We start from the raw sequence: 17,695 nt of genomic DNA, 5'->3' as shown, positions 1-17,695 counted from the left end.
GGGTTACCGCCGGTTCTTCGGGTCGAGGGCTTCACGCAGGGACTCGCCGAGCAGCGTGAACCCGAGCGCCACCACGATGATCGCGATGGCCGGGTAGTACGCGAGCTCCGGGCGGATGTCGAGGAACTGGCGCGAGGCGTTGCCCAGCATCAGCCCCCACTCCGCCCGCGTCGGGTCCGGGTCGCCCAGGCCGAGGAACGACAGCGCCGCGGCCTCCAGGATCGCGGTGGCCAGCGTGAGCGTGGCCTGCACGATCACGGGGCCCAGCGAGTTGGGCAGCATGTGGCGGAACACGATCGTGCCGCGTTTGACGCCCAACGACGTCGCGGCCAGCACGTGGTCGGCTTCCCGTTGCGCCAGCATCGAACCGCGCAGCAGTCGCGCGAAGATCGGCACGCCGATGATCGACACGGCGAGGATCACCGTCCACTGGCTCGGCTTCGCGAACAGCGCCGCGATCGAGATCGCCAGCAGCAGCGAGGGGAACGACAGCAGCACGTCGACCAGTCGCATGAGGACGGTGTCGACCCAGCCGCCGAACGCACCGGCGAGACCGCCGATGATGACCCCGACCAGCACGCCGATCACGGTCGCCAGCACACCGACCAGCAGCGTCTGCTGCGCCCCGACGATGAGTCGCGACAGGAAGTCGCGGCCGAAGTCGTCGACGCCGAGCGGGAAACCCGGGCTCGGGCCGGGGATGATGCCCTTGCCGAGCTCCACCTGGCTCTGCAGGTAGCGGATCTGCGGGTCCTTCGGGGCGATCAGCGGCGCGAAGATGGCCAGCAGCAGGAACAGCAGCGTGATCACGCCACCGGTGATCGCCACCGGGCTGCGCAGCATCCGCCGGAACGCCTCGGCTCCGAGGCTGCGCCCACTGGCCGACGCCTTGGCCAGCTTGTCGATCGGCTCTTTTTTCTTGGCCAGCAAAGTGTTCATCGCACACGCACCCTCGGGTCGATGATCCCGTACGAGATGTCGACCAGCATGTTCACCAGCACGTACACCACAGCCCCGAACAGCAGCAGCGCCTGCAGCCGGGGGTAGTCACGCCGTTCGATGCCTTCGGCCAGCAGGAAGCCGAGGCCACGGAAGTTGAAGACCCGCTCGGTCAGCACGGCGCCGCCGAGCAGCGCGCCGGTCTGCAGGCCGATGGTCGTGACCACCGGCAGCAACGCGTTGCGCAGCACGTGCCGCCGCCGGATCACCGACTGCGTGAGCCCCTTGGAGTTGGCCGTGCGGAGGAAGTCTTCGTTGAACACGTCGAGCACCGAAGCGCGGGTGATGCGGGTGATCACCGCCAGCGGGATGGTCGCCAGCGCGAACGCCGGCAGGATCAGGTGCTTGATCGCGTCCCAGACGGCGTCCCACTCACCCGTCATGATGCCGTCGAGGATGGCGAAGTTCGTGATGCTGGTGGCGTCGATGCCCGGCGCTTGACGGCCTTGCGAAGGCAACCCGAGCGGGGTGGCCAGCACGTCCTGCATCGTGTAGCCGAGGAAGAACACCGGCACCGCGACACCGACCAGCGTCAGCACGATGATGATGTTGTCCGGCACACCGCCGCGGTAGCGCGCGGCCAGGTAGCCGAAGGGCACGCCGAGCACGATCGCGATGATCATCGCGGAGAGCCCGAGCTCGATGGTGGCGGGGAGGAACGTGCCGATCTCGCCCATCACCGGCTGGGCCGAGACGAGGGAGTTGCCGAAGTCGCCGGTCACGGCGCGGCCGAGGAACTTGAAGTACTGCAGGATGATCGGCTGGTCCAGACCGAGCACGTGATTGAGGCTGGCGATCTTCTCCGGCGTCGCCTTGTCACCCAGGAGCGCGGCAGCGGGGCCGCCGGGCAGGGAGCGCAACCAGGCGAAGACCAGGATGGACAGGATGAGAAGCGTCGGAATCGCTTGTAGCACCCGACGCACTAGGAAACGGAGCACTTGTAGTCCTTTGTGTACAGCCCGGGAACGTGGGCAAAGGGGGCAGGCGCGGTAGCGCCTGCCCCCCAGCCCGGCTGCTCAGCGGAGCACGTCAGCCGATCGTGACGTTGTTGAAGCGTTCGTCGGTGAGCGGGCTGGCCACCACACCCTTGATCTTCGGACCGACCACGATCGCCGGCGTCGGGTAGGCGATCGGGATCGCGGGCAGGTAATCCATGATCTGCTTGTTCACGCCCTGGTAGGCCTTGGCGTGCGCGTCGCCGGCCGGCGAGCCGTCGGCCGCGGCGAGAGCGCTGAACAGCTCGGGGTTGTTGAACCCGAACTCCTTCTTCTCGCGGCCGAAGAACGTGCCGACGAAGTTGCCGGCGTCGTTGTAGTCACCGGTCCAGCCGAGCAGGTGCAGGTCCTGCTTGCCGAACTTCTGCACGTCGTCCTTGTAGCCGCCGTTCCACGGCTCGGCCACCGGCTGGATCGTGATACCGATGTTCTTCAGGTCCTCGGAGATCGAGGTGAACGTGTCGGCCGGGTTCGGCATGTAGGGCCGGGTGACCTCGGTCGGGTAGTAGAACTTCAGCGTGAGGTTGCTGGCGCCGGCCTCGGCGAGCAGCTGCTTGGCCTTCGCCGGGTCGTACGGGTACTTGGTCACGTCGTCGGTGTAACCCGAGATGGCCTTCGGCACGAACTCGGTGGCGACCTCGGAACCCTCGGCCAGCTTCGACTTCACGAACTGCTCGCGGTTGATGCCGTAGGCCAGGGCCTGGCGCACGCGCACGTCCTTGAGCTTCGGGTTGCCCGACTGGTTGATGCCCAGGTACAGCACGTTGAACGACGGGCGGATGAGGACCTGCTCACCCTCGTTGCGCAGCAGCCCGTAGTCCTGCGGGGCCGGGAAGTCGTAACCCTGGATGTCGCCGGCCTTCAGGGCCTGCTTGCGCGCGTTCTCGTCGGGGATGACCTTGAAGACGAGCTTGTCGAGCTTTGCCGGCGCGTAGCTGGAGTCGTTGCGCACCAGCGTGATCTCGCCCTTGCCCTGGTCCCAGCTGTCGAACTTGAACGGGCCGGTGCCGGTCACGAACTTGTACGCGTAGTCGCTGTAGGTGAAGGAGTCACCGGACTGCGTGACCTTGTCCGCGTCGTGCTGCTTCATCGCGGTCGGGCTCTGCATCGCGAACGACGGCAGCGTGAACGCGGCGGGGAACGCACCCTTGGCCTTGTTCAGGTTCACGACCGCGGTCGACGGGTCCTTCGCCTCGCAGCTCTTGAACACGGGGTCGCCACCGGCGTCGCCCTCGTTCTTGGCGAAGCCCTCGAAGACGTCGCCGTAGTAGATCATCTGACTCTGGGCGGCGGCGCCCTTCATGTTGTACCAGCGGTTGAAGTTGTAGCAGACCGCGTCAGCGTTGAACTCCGTGCCATCGCTGAACTTCACACCCTGCTTGAGGGTGAAGGTCCAGGTCTTGCCGTCGTTGCTCGACTCCCACTTCGTGGCGAGCGAGGGCTCCAGCTCCGCGGTGCCCTGCTTGTTCTGGATCAGCGTGTCGAGCATCTGGCGCGTGATCCGGAAGGTCTCGCCGTCGTCGTTGAACACCGGGTCGAACATCTTCGGGTTGCCGGTGTCGCCGAAGACCATTGTGCCGCCGGTGCCACCGCCTCCGGCCTCGTCGCGCTTCGACTCGGCGCACGCGGTGAGCGAGACCGCGAGCACCCCGGCAAGCCCGATCAGGGCCGCTCGACGTGTTCGGGTCAGGCGCAATTGCTGCATCTGGCACCCCTTGGGAGATGTTCGGTGTCAAGTACCGTCCGGTCGGTCAGGAACTCTCGGACGGTCGGTGTGCTCGCCGACACTAGCGGGAACTCGGCTTGCACTTAAGCACGTGAGGTTACGATCGCGCTACGTAAGGGCCAAAGGCACCGCAATGTGTCGAGAATTGTGTACGCAATGTGACGAATTTTGTCGCATTGGTACGGAGAGTGGCACTATGGCCACTCTAATGGCGTAGTACCGAAGGCGGTTTTCGGGTCGTTTCGGACGCGCGGTGACGATCAAGGCAGTCGGGTTTGTGCCGATTCGGGTGTGCCGTCGACGGCGAACCAGCCTTGTTCGAACAACTGCCAGCGACGCAGGTGGGCGCGCGACGCCTCACCGTCACGAGCCACGGCGCGTTCCAGCCGTTCCGGCGCCGTGCCGCCCTCGATCCAGCACAGGTGCGACAACCTCGGACGCATCGAACGGCGGCCGCTCGACACGCCCTCCAGCACCAGAACCCCAGGCACCCCAACGGTCACGAGTTCACCCGGTCGTGGTTCCCCGGAGGTCCAGTCCACCCGCCGGTACTCGCCGGCGCGCCCGGCCGAGAGCGGTTCCAGCACGCCACGCTCGAGCTGTGGCCACCACGCCACCGGGTTGTCCCAGGTCGCGAACGCGTCGGTGCTCACGAGCGCGGCCCGCGGCCCCAGCTCGGCAACCACGGCCTCGGCGAGCGTCGACTTACCGGCCCCGGAAGGCCCGTCGATCGCGAGCACACGAACGCCGCCCAGCCGAGGCGGGGCGGCGAGCAGTGCGGAGATCAGCGAACGCGTGCGGCGCTCACTTCGGGTAGGCCCTTCACGTCGTCAGGCGTGGCCGTCTTGACCTCCAGCGCCGCGATGCGGGCTTCGAGCTCCCGCTTGGTGTCCTCGAGCTCGCAGCGCAGCAGCGCTGTCTCCTCGACAGAGGTCCGGACCTCTTCCTCCAGGTGCCCGACCTCGGTGGACAGGTGCAGCGCAACCAGGGCCAGGACCACGCCGGCCAAGAAGAAGACCAGGTTGGACGGTGTCTCGACACCTGTCGCTCGGGCGAGGAACTGCGCTGCCGAAGGCACGACGGCGAGCACGACCACGCCGAGCGCCAGCACGAGCCAGATACCCGCGTACTTCTCGCGCAGCTTCCGGCGGCGCATCATCTCGACGACGACGAACAGCACCAGACACGCGATGACGATGCTCAGTACGCGCCAGCCGGCCATGTGGTCCCCTTACGCAGCGTCGGACGAGTCGACGGACGGACGACGACGGACAAGTGCGAGCAACAGCGCCAGGCCCGCGCGGGTCAGGTAGACGGCGGACTTCACCGGCGAATGGCTCGGCGCGCCACCGGTCCGCTCGCGCATGATCACCGGGATCTCGGCGATCACGAGCTTCGCCCTGATCGCCATCACGAGGGACTCGACCGTGTCGCCCAGGTACTCGGCCGGGTAGTACGCGGCGAACATCCGGATCGCGCGCGGCCCCATGGCCTTGAACCCGGACGTGACGTCGCTGAGCTTGCGGCCGGCGAGGCGGCTGAACACGAGCGACAGCACCACCATCGCATACTTTCGCGGCCCGCTGGCCTTGTAGGCACCCTTTCCGGCGAATCGGGAGCCGATCGCGATGTCAGCGCCCGCGTCGAGCGCTTCCAGGAGGGCACCCACCTCGTCCGGGTCGTGCTGCCCGTCGGCATCGACCTGCACGACGACGTCGTACCCGCGCGCGGCGGCGTAGCGGAAACCCGTCCGCATCGCACCGCCGACTCCCAGGTTGACCGACAATCGGGCCACCTCGGCGCCCGCGGCGCGCGCCAGCTCCGCGGTTCGGTCCTTCGAGCCGTCATCCACCACGAGCACGTCCATGCCGGGGAGAGACTGCTTGACATGGGAGATCACGGCCCCGACGCTGGCCTGCTCATTCAGCGCCGGCATCACGATGAGTACTCGCCGGGTGCTCACGGACATGCTCGACACGGAGATCACCTTAGCTTCTCACTGCCCGTGAGCGTCGTCGGACCCGGAGCCGGGCGTGGTGGCGCCGGAGGCGACCACACCTGCTTGTCCTTCGATTTGGTAGATGGTGGCGCCATCGTTGCGGAACACCTCGCGGAAGTCCGGGCCCGGCGTGATGTCGGCCACACCCACGGACTGCTCCGCGGTGGGGGTGGCCATCCCCTTGCCGACGATGACGTAGCGCACGTGCAGATCCGTGAGGTCCTTGCGCACCTGCGGGAACTGCTCGATGTCGTCGAGCCACACGCTGAGGTAGCCCGCTTCGGTGTCGGCCGCCGCGCCGTAGAAGTTCCACTCCACCGGCATCACGCCGGAAAGCGCGTACATCCACGCCGAGCCGTCGGCCTTGTTGTTCATCACGCGTTCACCGGGCACGGTGTGCGAGGCGAGCCAGGCATACGCGGCTTCTTCGGCCTTCGAGACGGTAGGCCCGTCGCCGTAGTTGATCTCGAGGCGGGCGGTGTTGCGTCCGATGTAGCCACCGCGGCTCAGCCCGCCGACCACCAGACCCAGCAGGACCACGCCGATGAGCGACAGCGCCGCGGGCGCGAGCGGCACGCGGGTACCGACCTTGCGCGCGAACCAGGCCGACGCGGTGTGGGCGAACTCGCCGAACGCGACCGCGCCGGCCAGCGGCACGAGCGCGGCGATGCGCCAGTGGTCGTTGTAGAACGGGCCGGTGATCGTGTCGATCAGCGGTGTCTCGAGGGAGACCGTGGCCGCGAACAGGCCGCCGAACACGATGTACGCGCCGACCACCCACATCATCCGGCGGTGCCGGACCAGCAGGACGATCCCGATGAAAGCGGGCACCCCGATCCACCACTGCGGGAAATTGGCCATCGGGGAGAACGTGATGGTCTCGCCGAGCGCGCCGCTGACCGTCGCTTCCGATGCCCACGTCGCGCTGGTCACGCCACCCGCGTTGTACAGCGAAGGCAGCACGAGCGGGAGGCCCAGCACAGCGGCGAGCACGACCGTCGCGATCAGGGACGGTGCCGAGCGGCGCCAGTCGATCTTCTCCCAGCGGAACAACACCGCGACGAGGATGAGGATGAAGTAGACCGCGATCACGAAAATCAGGCTGGTGTGCAGCCCGGCCAGCCCGGCCACACCGACCCCGATCGCGATCGGGGCGGTGACTCCTCGCGGCCGCAACAGGTGCTTCGTGACCGCGAGCATCGCGGGGAGCATCGCGACCCCGGCGACGTACGGCCACAGTGGTCCGCGCCAGAGCGAGTCGTACGGGAACGACGTGAACCAGGTCGTGACGGCGGCCGCGGCGGCAACGCCGAGCGGCGGCATCTTCCACGCGTGGCACATCGCCGCGACACCGAGCGGCACTGCCAGGATCACCGCCAGCACGGCCAGGTTCAGCGTCGGCATCATCGTGAGCCCGGCTTTGCCGAACACGAGAGCGAGCAGCGCGTGGTAGGTGTCGGGGTAGAAGTAATCGGTCTGGTTGGGCAGGTTCGCGATCGTGCCCACTGTGGACGGCCGCGCGTCGCCGTGCTCCGCGATCCAGCGCACGAGGTTGCCGTGGAACGGTGCGTCCCAACCTTGCTGGACGCTGGTAATGCCGTTCGAGCCGCGGAAGAACGTGACCGCGCCGACCGCCATGCCGGCCAGGACACCGAGTGCCATGATGATGTGGTCGCGCACGGGCAGTCGTGGTTCGGACTCTTCGTCGGCGCGTTCCGGGTGCCGCCGGGCGTTCAGCTGGCGCACCGCGAACGAAAGCCCGAAACCGACCGCGGCGAGCACCAGCGTCCAGATCGCGACGTTGAGCAGCGACCAGCGGATGCCGAGGTCACCGAGCACCGGGACACCGATCGCCACCACGCCGAATGTCATCAACGGCGCGGCGGCGGCGAGCGTCCACCCCCTGAGCCGGATGGCGGCACCGAAGACGAGCCCGGGCAGCCAGAACGCAAGCAAAACGACAAGAACGTTCATCGAATTCGCTGTCCAACCTGATCTGCGCTTGATACCGACGCACTCACGGCGGTCATTCCGCAGTCACAGTACTGCGGCACTAGGACGACGTTTCACCGGTGTCTGAGGTTGCCTCGACCGGCGATTTGCCCAGCACGAAGACCAGCACCACAGCGAGCCCGACGGTCGGCGCCGCGGCCAGGGCGATGACTGCGCGCAGCACCGTGTCCCCGGGGATCACCAGCAACAGCACGGCCGCCGTGACCGCGACCACGGCCCAGGTGACGAGCACGCGCCGCGCCTGCGTCCGCGCGACCAGCACCGCGGTGAGCAGCTGCATCGGTACGAGCAGCACCGACGACCACACGAGTCCCGCGACCGCCCAGCCGTCGACCTGGTAACCCGAGCCGTTGACGAACCGGACCGCCCACGGCCCGATCAGCGCACCGACGACCGCGCCCAGTGCGGCCAGGGCCAGCGAGGCGAGCGTGCCCAGCGACAACACCCGGCGCAATCGGTGGCGACCTTCGGCGCTGGTGGACAACCGGACCACGAACGGCACGGCGAGCGACTGCACGGGCCCGATCAGGGTGAGCGGCAGCCGGGCGATGACCAGAGCGGCGAACAACGCGCCGATCCGATCGCGGTCCCCGCCCGGCGCGAGCAGGCCGACCAAGGCCGGGTACCCGGTGATGACGCTGGCCGTCAAAGCCGCGCCGAGCAGGAGCATCAGCATGCGGCGCACGGTGACCGGCCAGCTGTCGCCCTCGGCGCGCACGTCGACGAGACCGCGCGCCTGCCTGACGAACAGCAACCAGGCGAACGAACCGGCCGCGACCGCCAGCGCCAGCGTGACGAGGTTGTACGCCGTGGCCACGACCAGCGCGCCGAGCACGATCGCGCGGACCGCCGGCTCGGCCACGACCAGCCAGGAGAACTGCTTGACCTGGTGCTGCCCGATCAGCAGCCCCCGGATCCCGAACTGGCACGCGAAGGCGACGCCACCGGACAGGACGATCAGCGCCAGTTCCCACGTGCCGTGGAACAGCCGTTCGTTCACCGGCGGAATGAGCAGGCACAGGCCGAACACCGCCGCCACCGCCACACCGGTCGCCACGGCGCGAAGCGCGCCCCGACCGGCGCGACCGCCGGTGAGCGCCGCCACCGCGGACTGCCGGGACAACTCCTGCTCCAGCGGCGACAACGCGCTGCCGAGCCCCATGAGGAGGCCCCAGAACGTCACGAAGGTCGCGTACTGGTCTGGCGGCAGCAACCGGGCACAGGCGACGGTGAGGACGTAGCCGAGGCCGATCGACACGATCAGCGAGCCGCCGAGCTTGCCCGCGGTCCCGCGAGCGCCGCCGCCCGGGGCCTTGGTGCCCGATTCCTGCGCTTCGCTCACCGGCGAGCTCATCGGCGGCGCAGGATCGTCCGCAGCGCGAGGTACAAACCCCGCACGACCCCCGCGCCGAAGCCGGTCGCGAACACCGGCAGCAGGGTGGTGACCGCTCGGGCCTCCGCGTTCGTGGCGCCGCAGCGCTTCACCGCGGCACCGGCCGCGACCGCCCCTGCCACCCCCGCGACGGCTGCGGTTTTGGGCTTCTTCGCCGCGAGGCCGAGTCCGACGACACCGACGGCGAGCGCACCGAACAACGCGTTTCGGGCCACGCCCGGAGAAGCGAGGTACGAATCGACATAGGTGGTGCCACGAAAGAATGATTGAGAGTAGAACTTTTTGAACGAGTCGCGCCCGTGATAGGTCGCCGACAGGTCCGGTGCGAGGAAAATCCGCTCGCGTTCCGCAATCCAGCGCAGCATCCGGGTGTCGTCACTGGCGAACCGGATGTCGTCGAACAAGGACGCGAACGCGACCACGGAACCTTCGAGGAGCTCGCGGCGCGCGCAGAAAAACGTGGTGCCCTTGGGGTACACGTCGAAGTCTTCGATACCGAAGGACATCAGCCGCGGGTTCGCGCAGTAACGCCGCCACGGAACCTTGACCAGACCTGCCATGAAGCCCGCGTAAGGATTGTGTTCCGATGCGACGTTGATGTGGCCGTTCCACACCGCGCGCTCGGGATGTTCGACCAGCTGGTCGCGCAGAAAAGTGAGGCTGTGCTGGTCGACGATCACCCGGCTGTCCAGCAGCACGATCCAGTCGCCGGAAGCCTTGGACATGCCGGCCCGGCGGGCTTCGAACCGGCCGCCGTTCGCCTGGCTGAGCACGGTGATCCCGTGTCGTTCGCGCAGTTCAGTGAGCTTTTCAGCGGTGGCGTCCGTGCTTCCGTCGTCGACCACGAGGATCTCGACCGGCCACTGCGCCGCCTCCGCGGAGGCGACCAGCGCGCCGACGGAGCGGCTGATCCAGTCCTGCTCGTTGTAGACCGGAATCACGACGCTGAGCGAGGGGAGGAGCGGGTTCGCACTCACCGGGCCGAGGCTACCCTGTGCCTCAGGGCCGGACGTGCCCAGTATCCTTCGGGCACCGCAAACCGACCAGAAATGGGCCTCACGGTGATTTCCTTCATTCTCGGCACCACCGCGGAACTGATCAAGATCGCGCCGGTCTACCACGGGATCGCCGAACGCGGCATGAGGCCGAAGATCTGGTTCACCGCGCAGCACGTGGACGAGGTCGCCGACGTGCTGTCGGACCTCAAACTGCCCGAGCCCGACGTCTGGCTCGTGCCCGAGGACAAGGCTCACAACCTGGAGTCGCCGGCTCAGGTGCCGGGCTGGGCCGCGCAGGTGCTGCGCACCGCGTGGAGCCGCCGCGCCGAGCTGCGCGCTGCGCTGAACGACGACGGGCGGCCGCCGCTCGTACTGGTGCACGGCGACACGTTCACCACGCCGTACGGTTCGCTGATCGGCAAGCGGATCCTCAAGTCGCGGGTCGGGCACGTCGAGGCGGGCGCGCGGTCGGGCAGCATCCTGTCGCCGCTGCCGGAAGAGCTGAACCGCAAGATCGCGGCGAAGATCGTGGACATGCACTTCGCGCCGAGCGCGCGTGAGGTGAACAACCTGCGCCACGCGCGCGGCGTCGTCGTCGACACCGAGGCCAACACCGCGATCGACGCGATGCGCCTGGCCATCAACCAACCGCTGGACGTGCCGAACCTGCCGGAGAAGTTCGGTCTGGCCACGCTGCACCGCTTCGAGCTCGTCTCGCGCGCGGACAAGTACCGCGAGGCGCTGGAGATCCTGCGCGAGCAGAGCCGCAAGATGCCGATCCTGTACATGGCGGGCGCGCCGGAGCGGGAGAAGATCCGGTCGCTGGGCCTGGACAACCTGTTCGACGACAAGTTCATCGCGCAGCCCAAGATGCGTTACCTGAAGTTCCTGCCGCTGGTGGCGCGCGCCGAGTACGTCGTCACCGACTCCGGCGGCCTCTCGGCCGAGTGCTACTACCTCGGCCTGCCCTGCGCGGTGCACCGCGAGCGCACGGAAACCCCGCAGCACCTGGGCGAAACCGTGGTTCTGACGGAGATGCGCGGCGACAAGCTGCAGAACTTCCTGGACACGTACCAGAACCGCCGCGGTGAGTCCTGGATGGACAAGTACCACCCGTCCGACATCATCGTCGACACGCTGGCGCAGCTCGGCTACTGCTGACCCCACCCCAATGGGGCATCGGGTGCGGCGAATGCGGCTTCGACGAGGTCTCAGTTGTCGGTGTCGGTCGCATTGCATCGCGATCAAGCGACGGTGTTGACGTCGGGCCTTGCCTCCGCGTGACTGTCCCGCCGACTTGGACATCAAAGGAGCCGTCGCCGTCGAGGAAGGCGCCGAGCTGGTGGAGGCGGCTGCGGAGGAATCGATGGGCAGGCAGCCGAGGTGCCGGTGGCCCACGGGTCTACGGCGGCGAGTCCGAAAAAGTTCATTCGGGCAGAGCAGGGCCTCGTGCCGATCGCGAATCCGGGCTGGTGTCGCGTGACTCTGGTGTCTTTACTTCCCGTTGTTGTCGACGAGTTTCTTGATGTTGATTTGCCGAGTTGGACTTTGGCCGGGATCTCGTCGGAGGTAACGGTCCAGGTTAAGGGCGTGGCGGGGTGTTCCAGTGATTGATGTATTCGCGGATCTGGCGAATGAGGACCGTGACCGAGGTGAAGGTGCCGCGGCGGATGGATTGGCCGGTGATGATCCCGAACCAGGTCTCGATCTGCTTGATCCGGGACGATCCCTTGGGTGTGATATGGAAATGCGCATCTTGGATGCCCGGCCAGCCGGTCCTCGACCTCCGGTGTGGTGTGGGTGGAGAGGTTGTTCAGCACGACGTGGACGTCCTGGTCTCGGTGAGGTTTCACCGCTTTGGTCTGGAAGCCCAGGAACGCCGCACCATCGCGGACCGGGGTGCACTCGCCCACGACGTGGCCGGTGCCGACGTCAGAGAATTACGAGACAATAGATGCCCAGCACACGTGACTGCGGCGGCGGTCCGGAGCGCTTTGCGGACGCCCGGTCCGATGCTGGTGAAGGCGACCGAGGTGACGAGGGCTTCGATTACGGAAACGGTTAATTGCAGGCGGTCAGTAAGCTCTCCGATGGAGCGGTAGGGGCACGGGGGTTCAAGGTCGGCGACGATGGGTTCTGCGGCGTTCTGGCCGAGCGTGCAGGTGTTGGCCATGGCTTAAACGCAGCGGATAGCGTTACTTCAGATGTCCGCCCGCTGGTGTCGTACTCCAACACGCCTTGCGCGGGGTGTGGCCGAGATCAGCGCGCGCCCGCGTCGGGTTCAGCCAGCGAAGGGTAAGTGGGATGAGAATAGTGGCTTCTTCGGCGGGGTGGCTTTCCGGGCGATGAAGTTACAGGTTGTGTTCGGGACGGTGATACCGCCAGTGATGGCGGCGGCGGGTGTCGCAGCGAGCGCGCCGACAGCGAAAATCACTGCGCAGCCGTGGCCAGGCGGAGCCCGGTTTGAGTATGAAGTCTCGCGATCCACGCTGGCGCCCGCCGTTGACGTCACAGCCAACGGCGGCCTGCGCCGTGCCCAGAGCGGCGTCGTGCCGAGCCACCGGCTCAAGTCTGTGTCGCCGACATGTCGCGGACGCACGGAGCCCCGCTGCACCCAAGGCGGCCGTGGCGATCACGGCTCCGGGAAACAACAGCGCGAGGATCACCGCTGGACACGATGATCCTCCAACACCCTTAAGACATTACGGTTTATTCGCGCTCAATTATTGGAATTTGTGGCGCAAACAAGACCCGGTAATCATATCCAGTTCCTTCGAAGTGATCTCTTGCAGTACTAAATCCCGCGGCAGACAATACGGCCATGCAAGCTTCAGTCATCAGATTTCGCCCTTCTGCGACATACCGAAGGAGAGGTGATGTAGTCGACCGGTTCAGGACGATATTTCTGAATTCTTCAGTCCCCCTAATTGATGGTTCCCACGTGAGGATCACCCCAAACGGGCGTGCGTTGCAGACGATTAGTTGAGCACCAGGATCGGCACCTAGGCCGACTCGGTCGTCCGCGACCAGAACGGTGGCAGGGATTCCGAACCCCTCCAACTCGCTTTGTGCGTGGTTAGCAAGTTCCATCCATCCGGCGACCACATCGTCGGCTGCACGAAACAGAGGTTGTTCCTCGAACGGTGGCGCTGTCCAATAGAACTGGCGCGCATCAACAGTCATTGAAAAGTTTTCCTCTAAGTTTAATCATGATACCTATCCGACTCCCCCGATTCCTCCTTGCTCCCGAATCTCTATCAAGCTTAACAGAAGCTCCTTCTCCATCTTACTCCCGCCCATGTAGCTCACTGCATATAGCACGTCGACGTTGTCCGCCAAGCCGCTTAGGAGCTCGCCGCATTCATCACAGGGGGACCGTTCAGTGAATAGGCGCTCAATACTCTTAGGGCTAATCCCGGCTGCAGCGAGCTTGTTGAATATTTGCTGCTCTGCATGAGGACCGGTTTTTCCGCCACTCAATCCGAGCACATACCCATCACCCATTCCTGGTTCCATTCCATTGAGTGTCGCGTCAACATATCCAGGCACTTTTGCGACCGCAATGTTGTTTCCAGGGTCAAAGGTATGCGCAAACGCGCGGCGCGCCTTGTAGCCGATGTCGACAACGTCGATTCCCCATTTCTCGTACCGGATCTCGATCGGGCACAAGTTGCTTGCCGTCGCAGCTGTGGTACGGGCGGTGAGGCCGCTAATACAGCTTCCGGCCTGTTTGGCGAGGTTGAGGGCGAGGTTGGCGAGGCCTCGGCTGACGGCGGTGTCGGTGAGGAAAGAGGCTTCGGTGAGAGCGTTGAGCCGGGTGGTGAGGAAGGTGTCGGTGGCGAGGCCGGTGAGCAGTTCGGTACCGAAGGTGATTTCGAGGCCGGCACCGGCGGCGTCGGCGACGGCTCCGGCGCTGAGGGACGCGAGTCCGCCGAGGATGGGTGCGGCGCAGGTTTCGGCGCAGAAGATCCCGACCCCGGCGACGATGACTCCGGCGACGATAGTGCCGCCGATGATCCACCATTTTTGGGTGTTGGCGTCGTCCTGGGCTTGCTGATATTCGTGAATCGCCTGGTTGACGACGTAGGCCAGGCTGGGGTCGTAGGCGGCCTTGAGGCAGTTCTGAAAGGCATCCTGGCTGAGGCCATTGAGCTGCTGGCAAACCGCGACGTTCCGCTGGGACTCGCCGGTCGGGTCGTCGACCAGGCGTGACGCAGTGACCAGGCAGGCGTCCCGGTCCGGACCTGCGGGAACGGTCCCGCAACGCTGATTGAGCTGGTCTTGTGCGTGTTGTTTCGCGGCGGCTTGTTCAGCCTCTGCTTTCTGAACCGCCTGGTCGCGGGCTGCGTTGGCGGAGTCGACAGCAATTTGGGCGTCTTTGCCGGCCGCTATGGCATCGTTGTAAGCCTGCTGCCAAGCGGCAACGGCAGACTGTGCCGAACGAGCCGCGCTGTTTGCCGAATTTCGGGCGCTGATCGCAGAGAGCGTCGCGTGCACCGCGGCCTGCGACGCCCGTCGCGCGGCCGCGGCCGCTGTATCGGCGGAGGTTGCTGCCTGCTGCGCTGATGTCAGCGCATGCTGTGCCGATTGTGCGGCTTGGGCGGCGAAGTTCGCCGCTTCGGTGGCGTGGTTGTTGGCCTCGGTCGCGTAACCAGCGGCTTCGTCTGCGGCGTTGCGCGCGGTCGCAGCGACGGATTGTGCGGTGGCCGCGTCTTGCGCTGCTTTTGCGGCGACGGAGTGGGTTTCGGAGACGAGGCTGGCGACCGCGGAGTCGTGGACGGCGGCTTCGTGGTCGTGGCGTTCGGCGATGTATTGCCCGTTATCCCGGTACTGGCGGATGATTTCCGGCGAACCGGCAAGGGCGGCTTGGGCGAGGAGCTTGGTCTCGGGGCCGGCGTCAGGGTTGGCGATGAGCTGGTCGAGAGCGATCCGGTCGTCATGGTTGCGGGCGATGTTCAGCCCGGTGTCGAGGAACTGTTGGAAAGCGTCGACGGTTCCCGTGTCGAGTGCGGTTTGGGCAGCGTCGGCGACAGTTGCGTTGCCGTCGTCGCGGGCGGCAGCGAGTGCCTGGTTGACGGTGATTCGCAGGTCGGTGGCCTGCCGGAAGTAGGTGGGGTGGGTCAGGAACTGAGTAACGGCGTCGTCACCGGCCGCGAGTGCGGCTTGGGCACCGGCTTTGAAGTTGGCCGTGCCGTTGTCGATGAGTTCCTGCAGCGTTTCCCGGTTGTCCCTGGCTGTCGCGTCAGTGAGCGCGGTGTGGACGAATTCGGTGACGCCGGTGTCGTCTCCGGTGAGTGCGCCTTCTGCGGCGGCGCGGGTCCACGGGCCCGCGGTGTCGAGAAGTCGCAGGGCGATCTTGCGTCCGTCGGCGACGACCAGCGCGGGATCCGCGCCGGGGGCGGTGGCTTCAGCGATCCAGCCCTGGGTTTCGGCGTCACGCTGGGTCTGCTGCGGGAGATCGCGGTCGCGAGTCAGGCCGAGCTGGTCGGAGACGGTGAGTGATTGCTGCGCCGCGTCGGTCGCCTGCTCGGATTGCACCTCCAGCCGGTCGGCGTCCACCTGGCGAGCTGCGTCGTAGAGCTTCTGCGCCTGGTCTGCCGAGTCCACTGCGATCTGTGCGGCGGCGGTCGCCGAGTTCGCATGGTCGGTGGCGAGTTGCGCGGCGTTTTCGGCTTCGCCCGCGTGCGCGGCCGCGTCGGCGGCGGCTGCGGCTGCGATAGCGGCGTCGGCTGCCGCGCGCACAGCCAGGTCACGCGCCTGAGCGGCGGCAGCCGAGGCCTCGTTGGCGTAGGTTTGCGCCGCGTTTGCCGCGCGGGCAGCGATGTCGGCCTGTCGTCGCGCGGCCGCGGCTGCCGCGACGGCGCGACTAGCGTCCGCTCCGGCTGCCTGCGCCCACTGAGCCGCTTGCTGTGCGGCCGAGGCGGCGCCGTTGGCGTCGTCCTTGGCCGAGACTGCGTATCCGACCGCTTCTTTGGCTTTCCCTAGCGCGGCCTGTGCTTGGTCGATAGCGTCGACAGCCTTCTGCGCGGCTGTGGACGCGGCCGCGGCGTCTTGCGCGGCCTTCGAGGCGTCTCCGGCCTTGGTGCGGTCGGTTCGTGCCGCGGCTGCGTAACGCCACGCGGTACTCGACGCCTGTCCGGCCTTGGCCGCCGCGGCCGAGGCACGCGCGGCGGCGCTGGCCGCGATGCGAGCGGCAGCCGTCGCGGCATTCGCGGCGCCGATGGCCGCAGTCGCGGCACTGGCCGCGCGGTTGGCAGCGCTGGCCGCACGATCAGCCGCCGCGGCCGCGCCCTGGGCGTTCTGTTGTGATTGCTGGGCTGCCGCGGCCGCTAGTTCCGCGTCCTGGCGGGCGAGGTCAGCTTCATGGAGGGCCTTGTTCGCGGAATCCGTCGCGGCTTGGGTTTCTTTTGTCGCGCGGTCGCCGGCGACCTTCGCCGCGTCCGCGAGCTGGGAGATGCTGTCGGTCTCCGCGTCTCGTGCTTCGGCGACTTCCCATTCGCGCTCGATGAACAGCCGCAACGCATCCGGGGTGTGTGCATCCAGCGCGGTTTGTGCAGCGGCCTTCACTTCGGGACCACCGGCGCCGAGGATCTGGTCGACCTGGACACGAAGGTCGACCGCCTCGGCCTGAACGGAGGTGGTGTTGAGGAAGGTCTCCAGCGCGTCCTGGGTCCCGGCGTCGAGCGCGGTCTGGGCCGCTGCCTGCACCTGCGGGCCGCCTCCGGCGAGGATCTGATCCACCCTCACGCGCAGGTCGTTCGCTTGCGCTTGTGGCCACCCCGTGTCCAGGAAGGTCCGCAGCGCGGTGGGGTCGCTGTTGGCGGCATCGAGTGAATGCTGAGCCGCCGCCTGCACTGCGGGCCCGCCCGAGGCCAGGATCTGGTCGACCGCGATCCGGTCATCCAGATTGTGGAGCCGGTCGACATTGCTGCTGAGGAACGCATCGATGTCGGCGTCCGAGCCCAGCAACGCCCGCTCTGCCGCGGGTTTGACCTGGCTACCCCCGCTTCGCCACAGCTCCAGCACCTTCGCCCGAGGCGGCAACGCCGTCGCGGGCGACGGATTCGTCGCCGCCGCAACAGCGGCCGCCCTGACTTGTTGGGCGTCAGCTGGCGTCAGACCGAGCAGCGAAACGACAAGCGCGGTGATCAGCGTGAAGATCACGCCGCGCCGCAGTGGACGTCTGAGCTGGCGCAGTAACCGCGTGTGGCGGGATCTCCCACGCGATGTCCGGCCGAAACGGTGCGCTCTCAACTCGGATTCCTTCCTGCGGACGTGCGAGGGCAACCCGGTGACACCTCAACACCTCGAGGCGTCCTTGGAATGATCAAGCGACTGAGGTCTGGAACTGTCGACGCTGTCGGGGATTTCGCGACAGAGACATCGCGAAACCCCCATATGACCGCCAGTGCCAGAAGTACGGCACCTTCGTGGAGCCGTTGATGCCGAGGCAGTTAGTGGCGCTGTAATGGAAGCTGCTGCGATGGCCGGCGATGATGATGCGTTCATCGCTGCTGGGACAGTCCAGCGTGCCGGGGTTCTCCTACATCACGGCCCATGGACGGTACGGGC

The 17,695-nt window shown here is 66.8% G+C and carries 13 protein-coding genes; 2 read left to right on the top strand and 11 right to left on the bottom strand.

Features of this window, described 5'->3' with window-relative positions:
• Nucleotides 1-3: 3 nt before the first annotated feature.
• From AB0383_RS11395 to AB0383_RS11355, 9 genes are all read right to left on the bottom strand, one after another.
• On the bottom strand, nucleotides 4-939 hold the full coding sequence (locus AB0383_RS11395; protein ID WP_364170270.1) for an ABC transporter permease: 936 nt from the start codon (nucleotides 937-939) through the stop codon (nucleotides 4-6).
• Nucleotides 936-1,937 (bottom strand): ABC transporter permease, encoded by a 1,002-nt coding sequence (locus AB0383_RS11390; protein ID WP_364170267.1) that lies wholly within the window; start codon nucleotides 1,935-1,937, stop codon nucleotides 936-938. Before AB0383_RS11390 ends, AB0383_RS11395 begins: the two co-directional genes overlap by 4 nt.
• A 91-nt stretch (nucleotides 1,938-2,028) precedes the next feature.
• Nucleotides 2,029-3,699, bottom strand: coding sequence for an ABC transporter substrate-binding protein (locus AB0383_RS11385; RefSeq protein WP_364170264.1), 1,671 nt, complete (start codon nucleotides 3,697-3,699; stop codon nucleotides 2,029-2,031).
• 281 nt (nucleotides 3,700-3,980) lie between these two features.
• On the bottom strand, nucleotides 3,981-4,460 hold the full coding sequence (locus tag AB0383_RS11380) for a uridine kinase (protein ID WP_366186744.1): 480 nt from the start codon (nucleotides 4,458-4,460) through the stop codon (nucleotides 3,981-3,983).
• Nucleotides 4,461-4,504: 44 nt separating this feature from the next.
• On the bottom strand, nucleotides 4,505-4,942 hold the full coding sequence (locus tag AB0383_RS11375; protein ID WP_366186742.1) for a DUF2304 domain-containing protein: 438 nt from the start codon (nucleotides 4,940-4,942) through the stop codon (nucleotides 4,505-4,507).
• Nucleotides 4,943-4,951: 9 nt separating this feature from the next.
• Complete coding sequence (locus AB0383_RS11370) at nucleotides 4,952-5,689, bottom strand: glycosyltransferase family 2 protein (protein WP_364170736.1); 738 nt, start codon at nucleotides 5,687-5,689, stop codon at nucleotides 4,952-4,954.
• 27 nt (nucleotides 5,690-5,716) lie between these two features.
• Nucleotides 5,717-7,693 carry a DUF6541 family protein gene (locus AB0383_RS11365; protein ID WP_366186740.1) on the bottom strand — a complete coding sequence of 659 codons (1,977 nt, stop codon included), beginning with the start codon at nucleotides 7,691-7,693 and terminating at the stop codon, nucleotides 5,717-5,719.
• A gap of 79 nt (nucleotides 7,694-7,772) precedes the next feature.
• Nucleotides 7,773-9,074 (bottom strand): hypothetical protein, encoded by a 1,302-nt coding sequence (locus tag AB0383_RS11360; protein WP_366186738.1) that lies wholly within the window; start codon nucleotides 9,072-9,074, stop codon nucleotides 7,773-7,775.
• 8 nt (nucleotides 9,075-9,082) lie between these two features.
• Entirely contained in the window at nucleotides 9,083-10,102 is a 1,020-nt protein-coding gene (locus AB0383_RS11355) for a glycosyltransferase family 2 protein (RefSeq protein WP_366186929.1), read from the bottom strand.
• Between the two features lie 72 nt (nucleotides 10,103-10,174).
• Here AB0383_RS11355 and AB0383_RS11350 point away from each other — a divergent pair, with 72 nt between their 5' ends.
• Both AB0383_RS11350 and AB0383_RS11345 read left to right on the top strand, forming a co-directional pair.
• Nucleotides 10,175-11,284: a UDP-N-acetylglucosamine 2-epimerase gene (locus AB0383_RS11350; protein WP_366186736.1), complete on the top strand. Its 1,110-nt coding sequence runs from the start codon at nucleotides 10,175-10,177 to the stop codon at nucleotides 11,282-11,284.
• A gap of 482 nt (nucleotides 11,285-11,766) precedes the next feature.
• Nucleotides 11,767-12,225: a hypothetical protein gene (locus AB0383_RS11345; protein ID WP_366186734.1), complete on the top strand. Its 459-nt coding sequence runs from the start codon at nucleotides 11,767-11,769 to the stop codon at nucleotides 12,223-12,225.
• Between the two features lie 607 nt (nucleotides 12,226-12,832).
• Here the strand turns inward: AB0383_RS11345 and AB0383_RS11340 are convergent.
• Nucleotides 12,833-13,306, bottom strand: coding sequence for a hypothetical protein (locus tag AB0383_RS11340; RefSeq protein WP_366186732.1), 474 nt, complete (start codon nucleotides 13,304-13,306; stop codon nucleotides 12,833-12,835).
• Nucleotides 13,307-13,339: 33 nt separating this feature from the next.
• Nucleotides 13,340-17,287 (bottom strand): nucleic acid/nucleotide deaminase domain-containing protein, encoded by a 3,948-nt coding sequence (locus tag AB0383_RS11335; protein ID WP_366186730.1) that lies wholly within the window; start codon nucleotides 17,285-17,287, stop codon nucleotides 13,340-13,342.
• Nucleotides 17,288-17,695 lie beyond the last annotated feature (408 nt).

Origin of the sequence: Amycolatopsis sp. NPDC051373, assembly GCF_040689465.1 — a bacterium.
Taxonomy (GTDB): Bacteria; Actinomycetota; Actinomycetes; order Mycobacteriales; family Pseudonocardiaceae; genus Amycolatopsis.
This window is presented reverse-complemented; position numbering and strand designations above follow the sequence as displayed.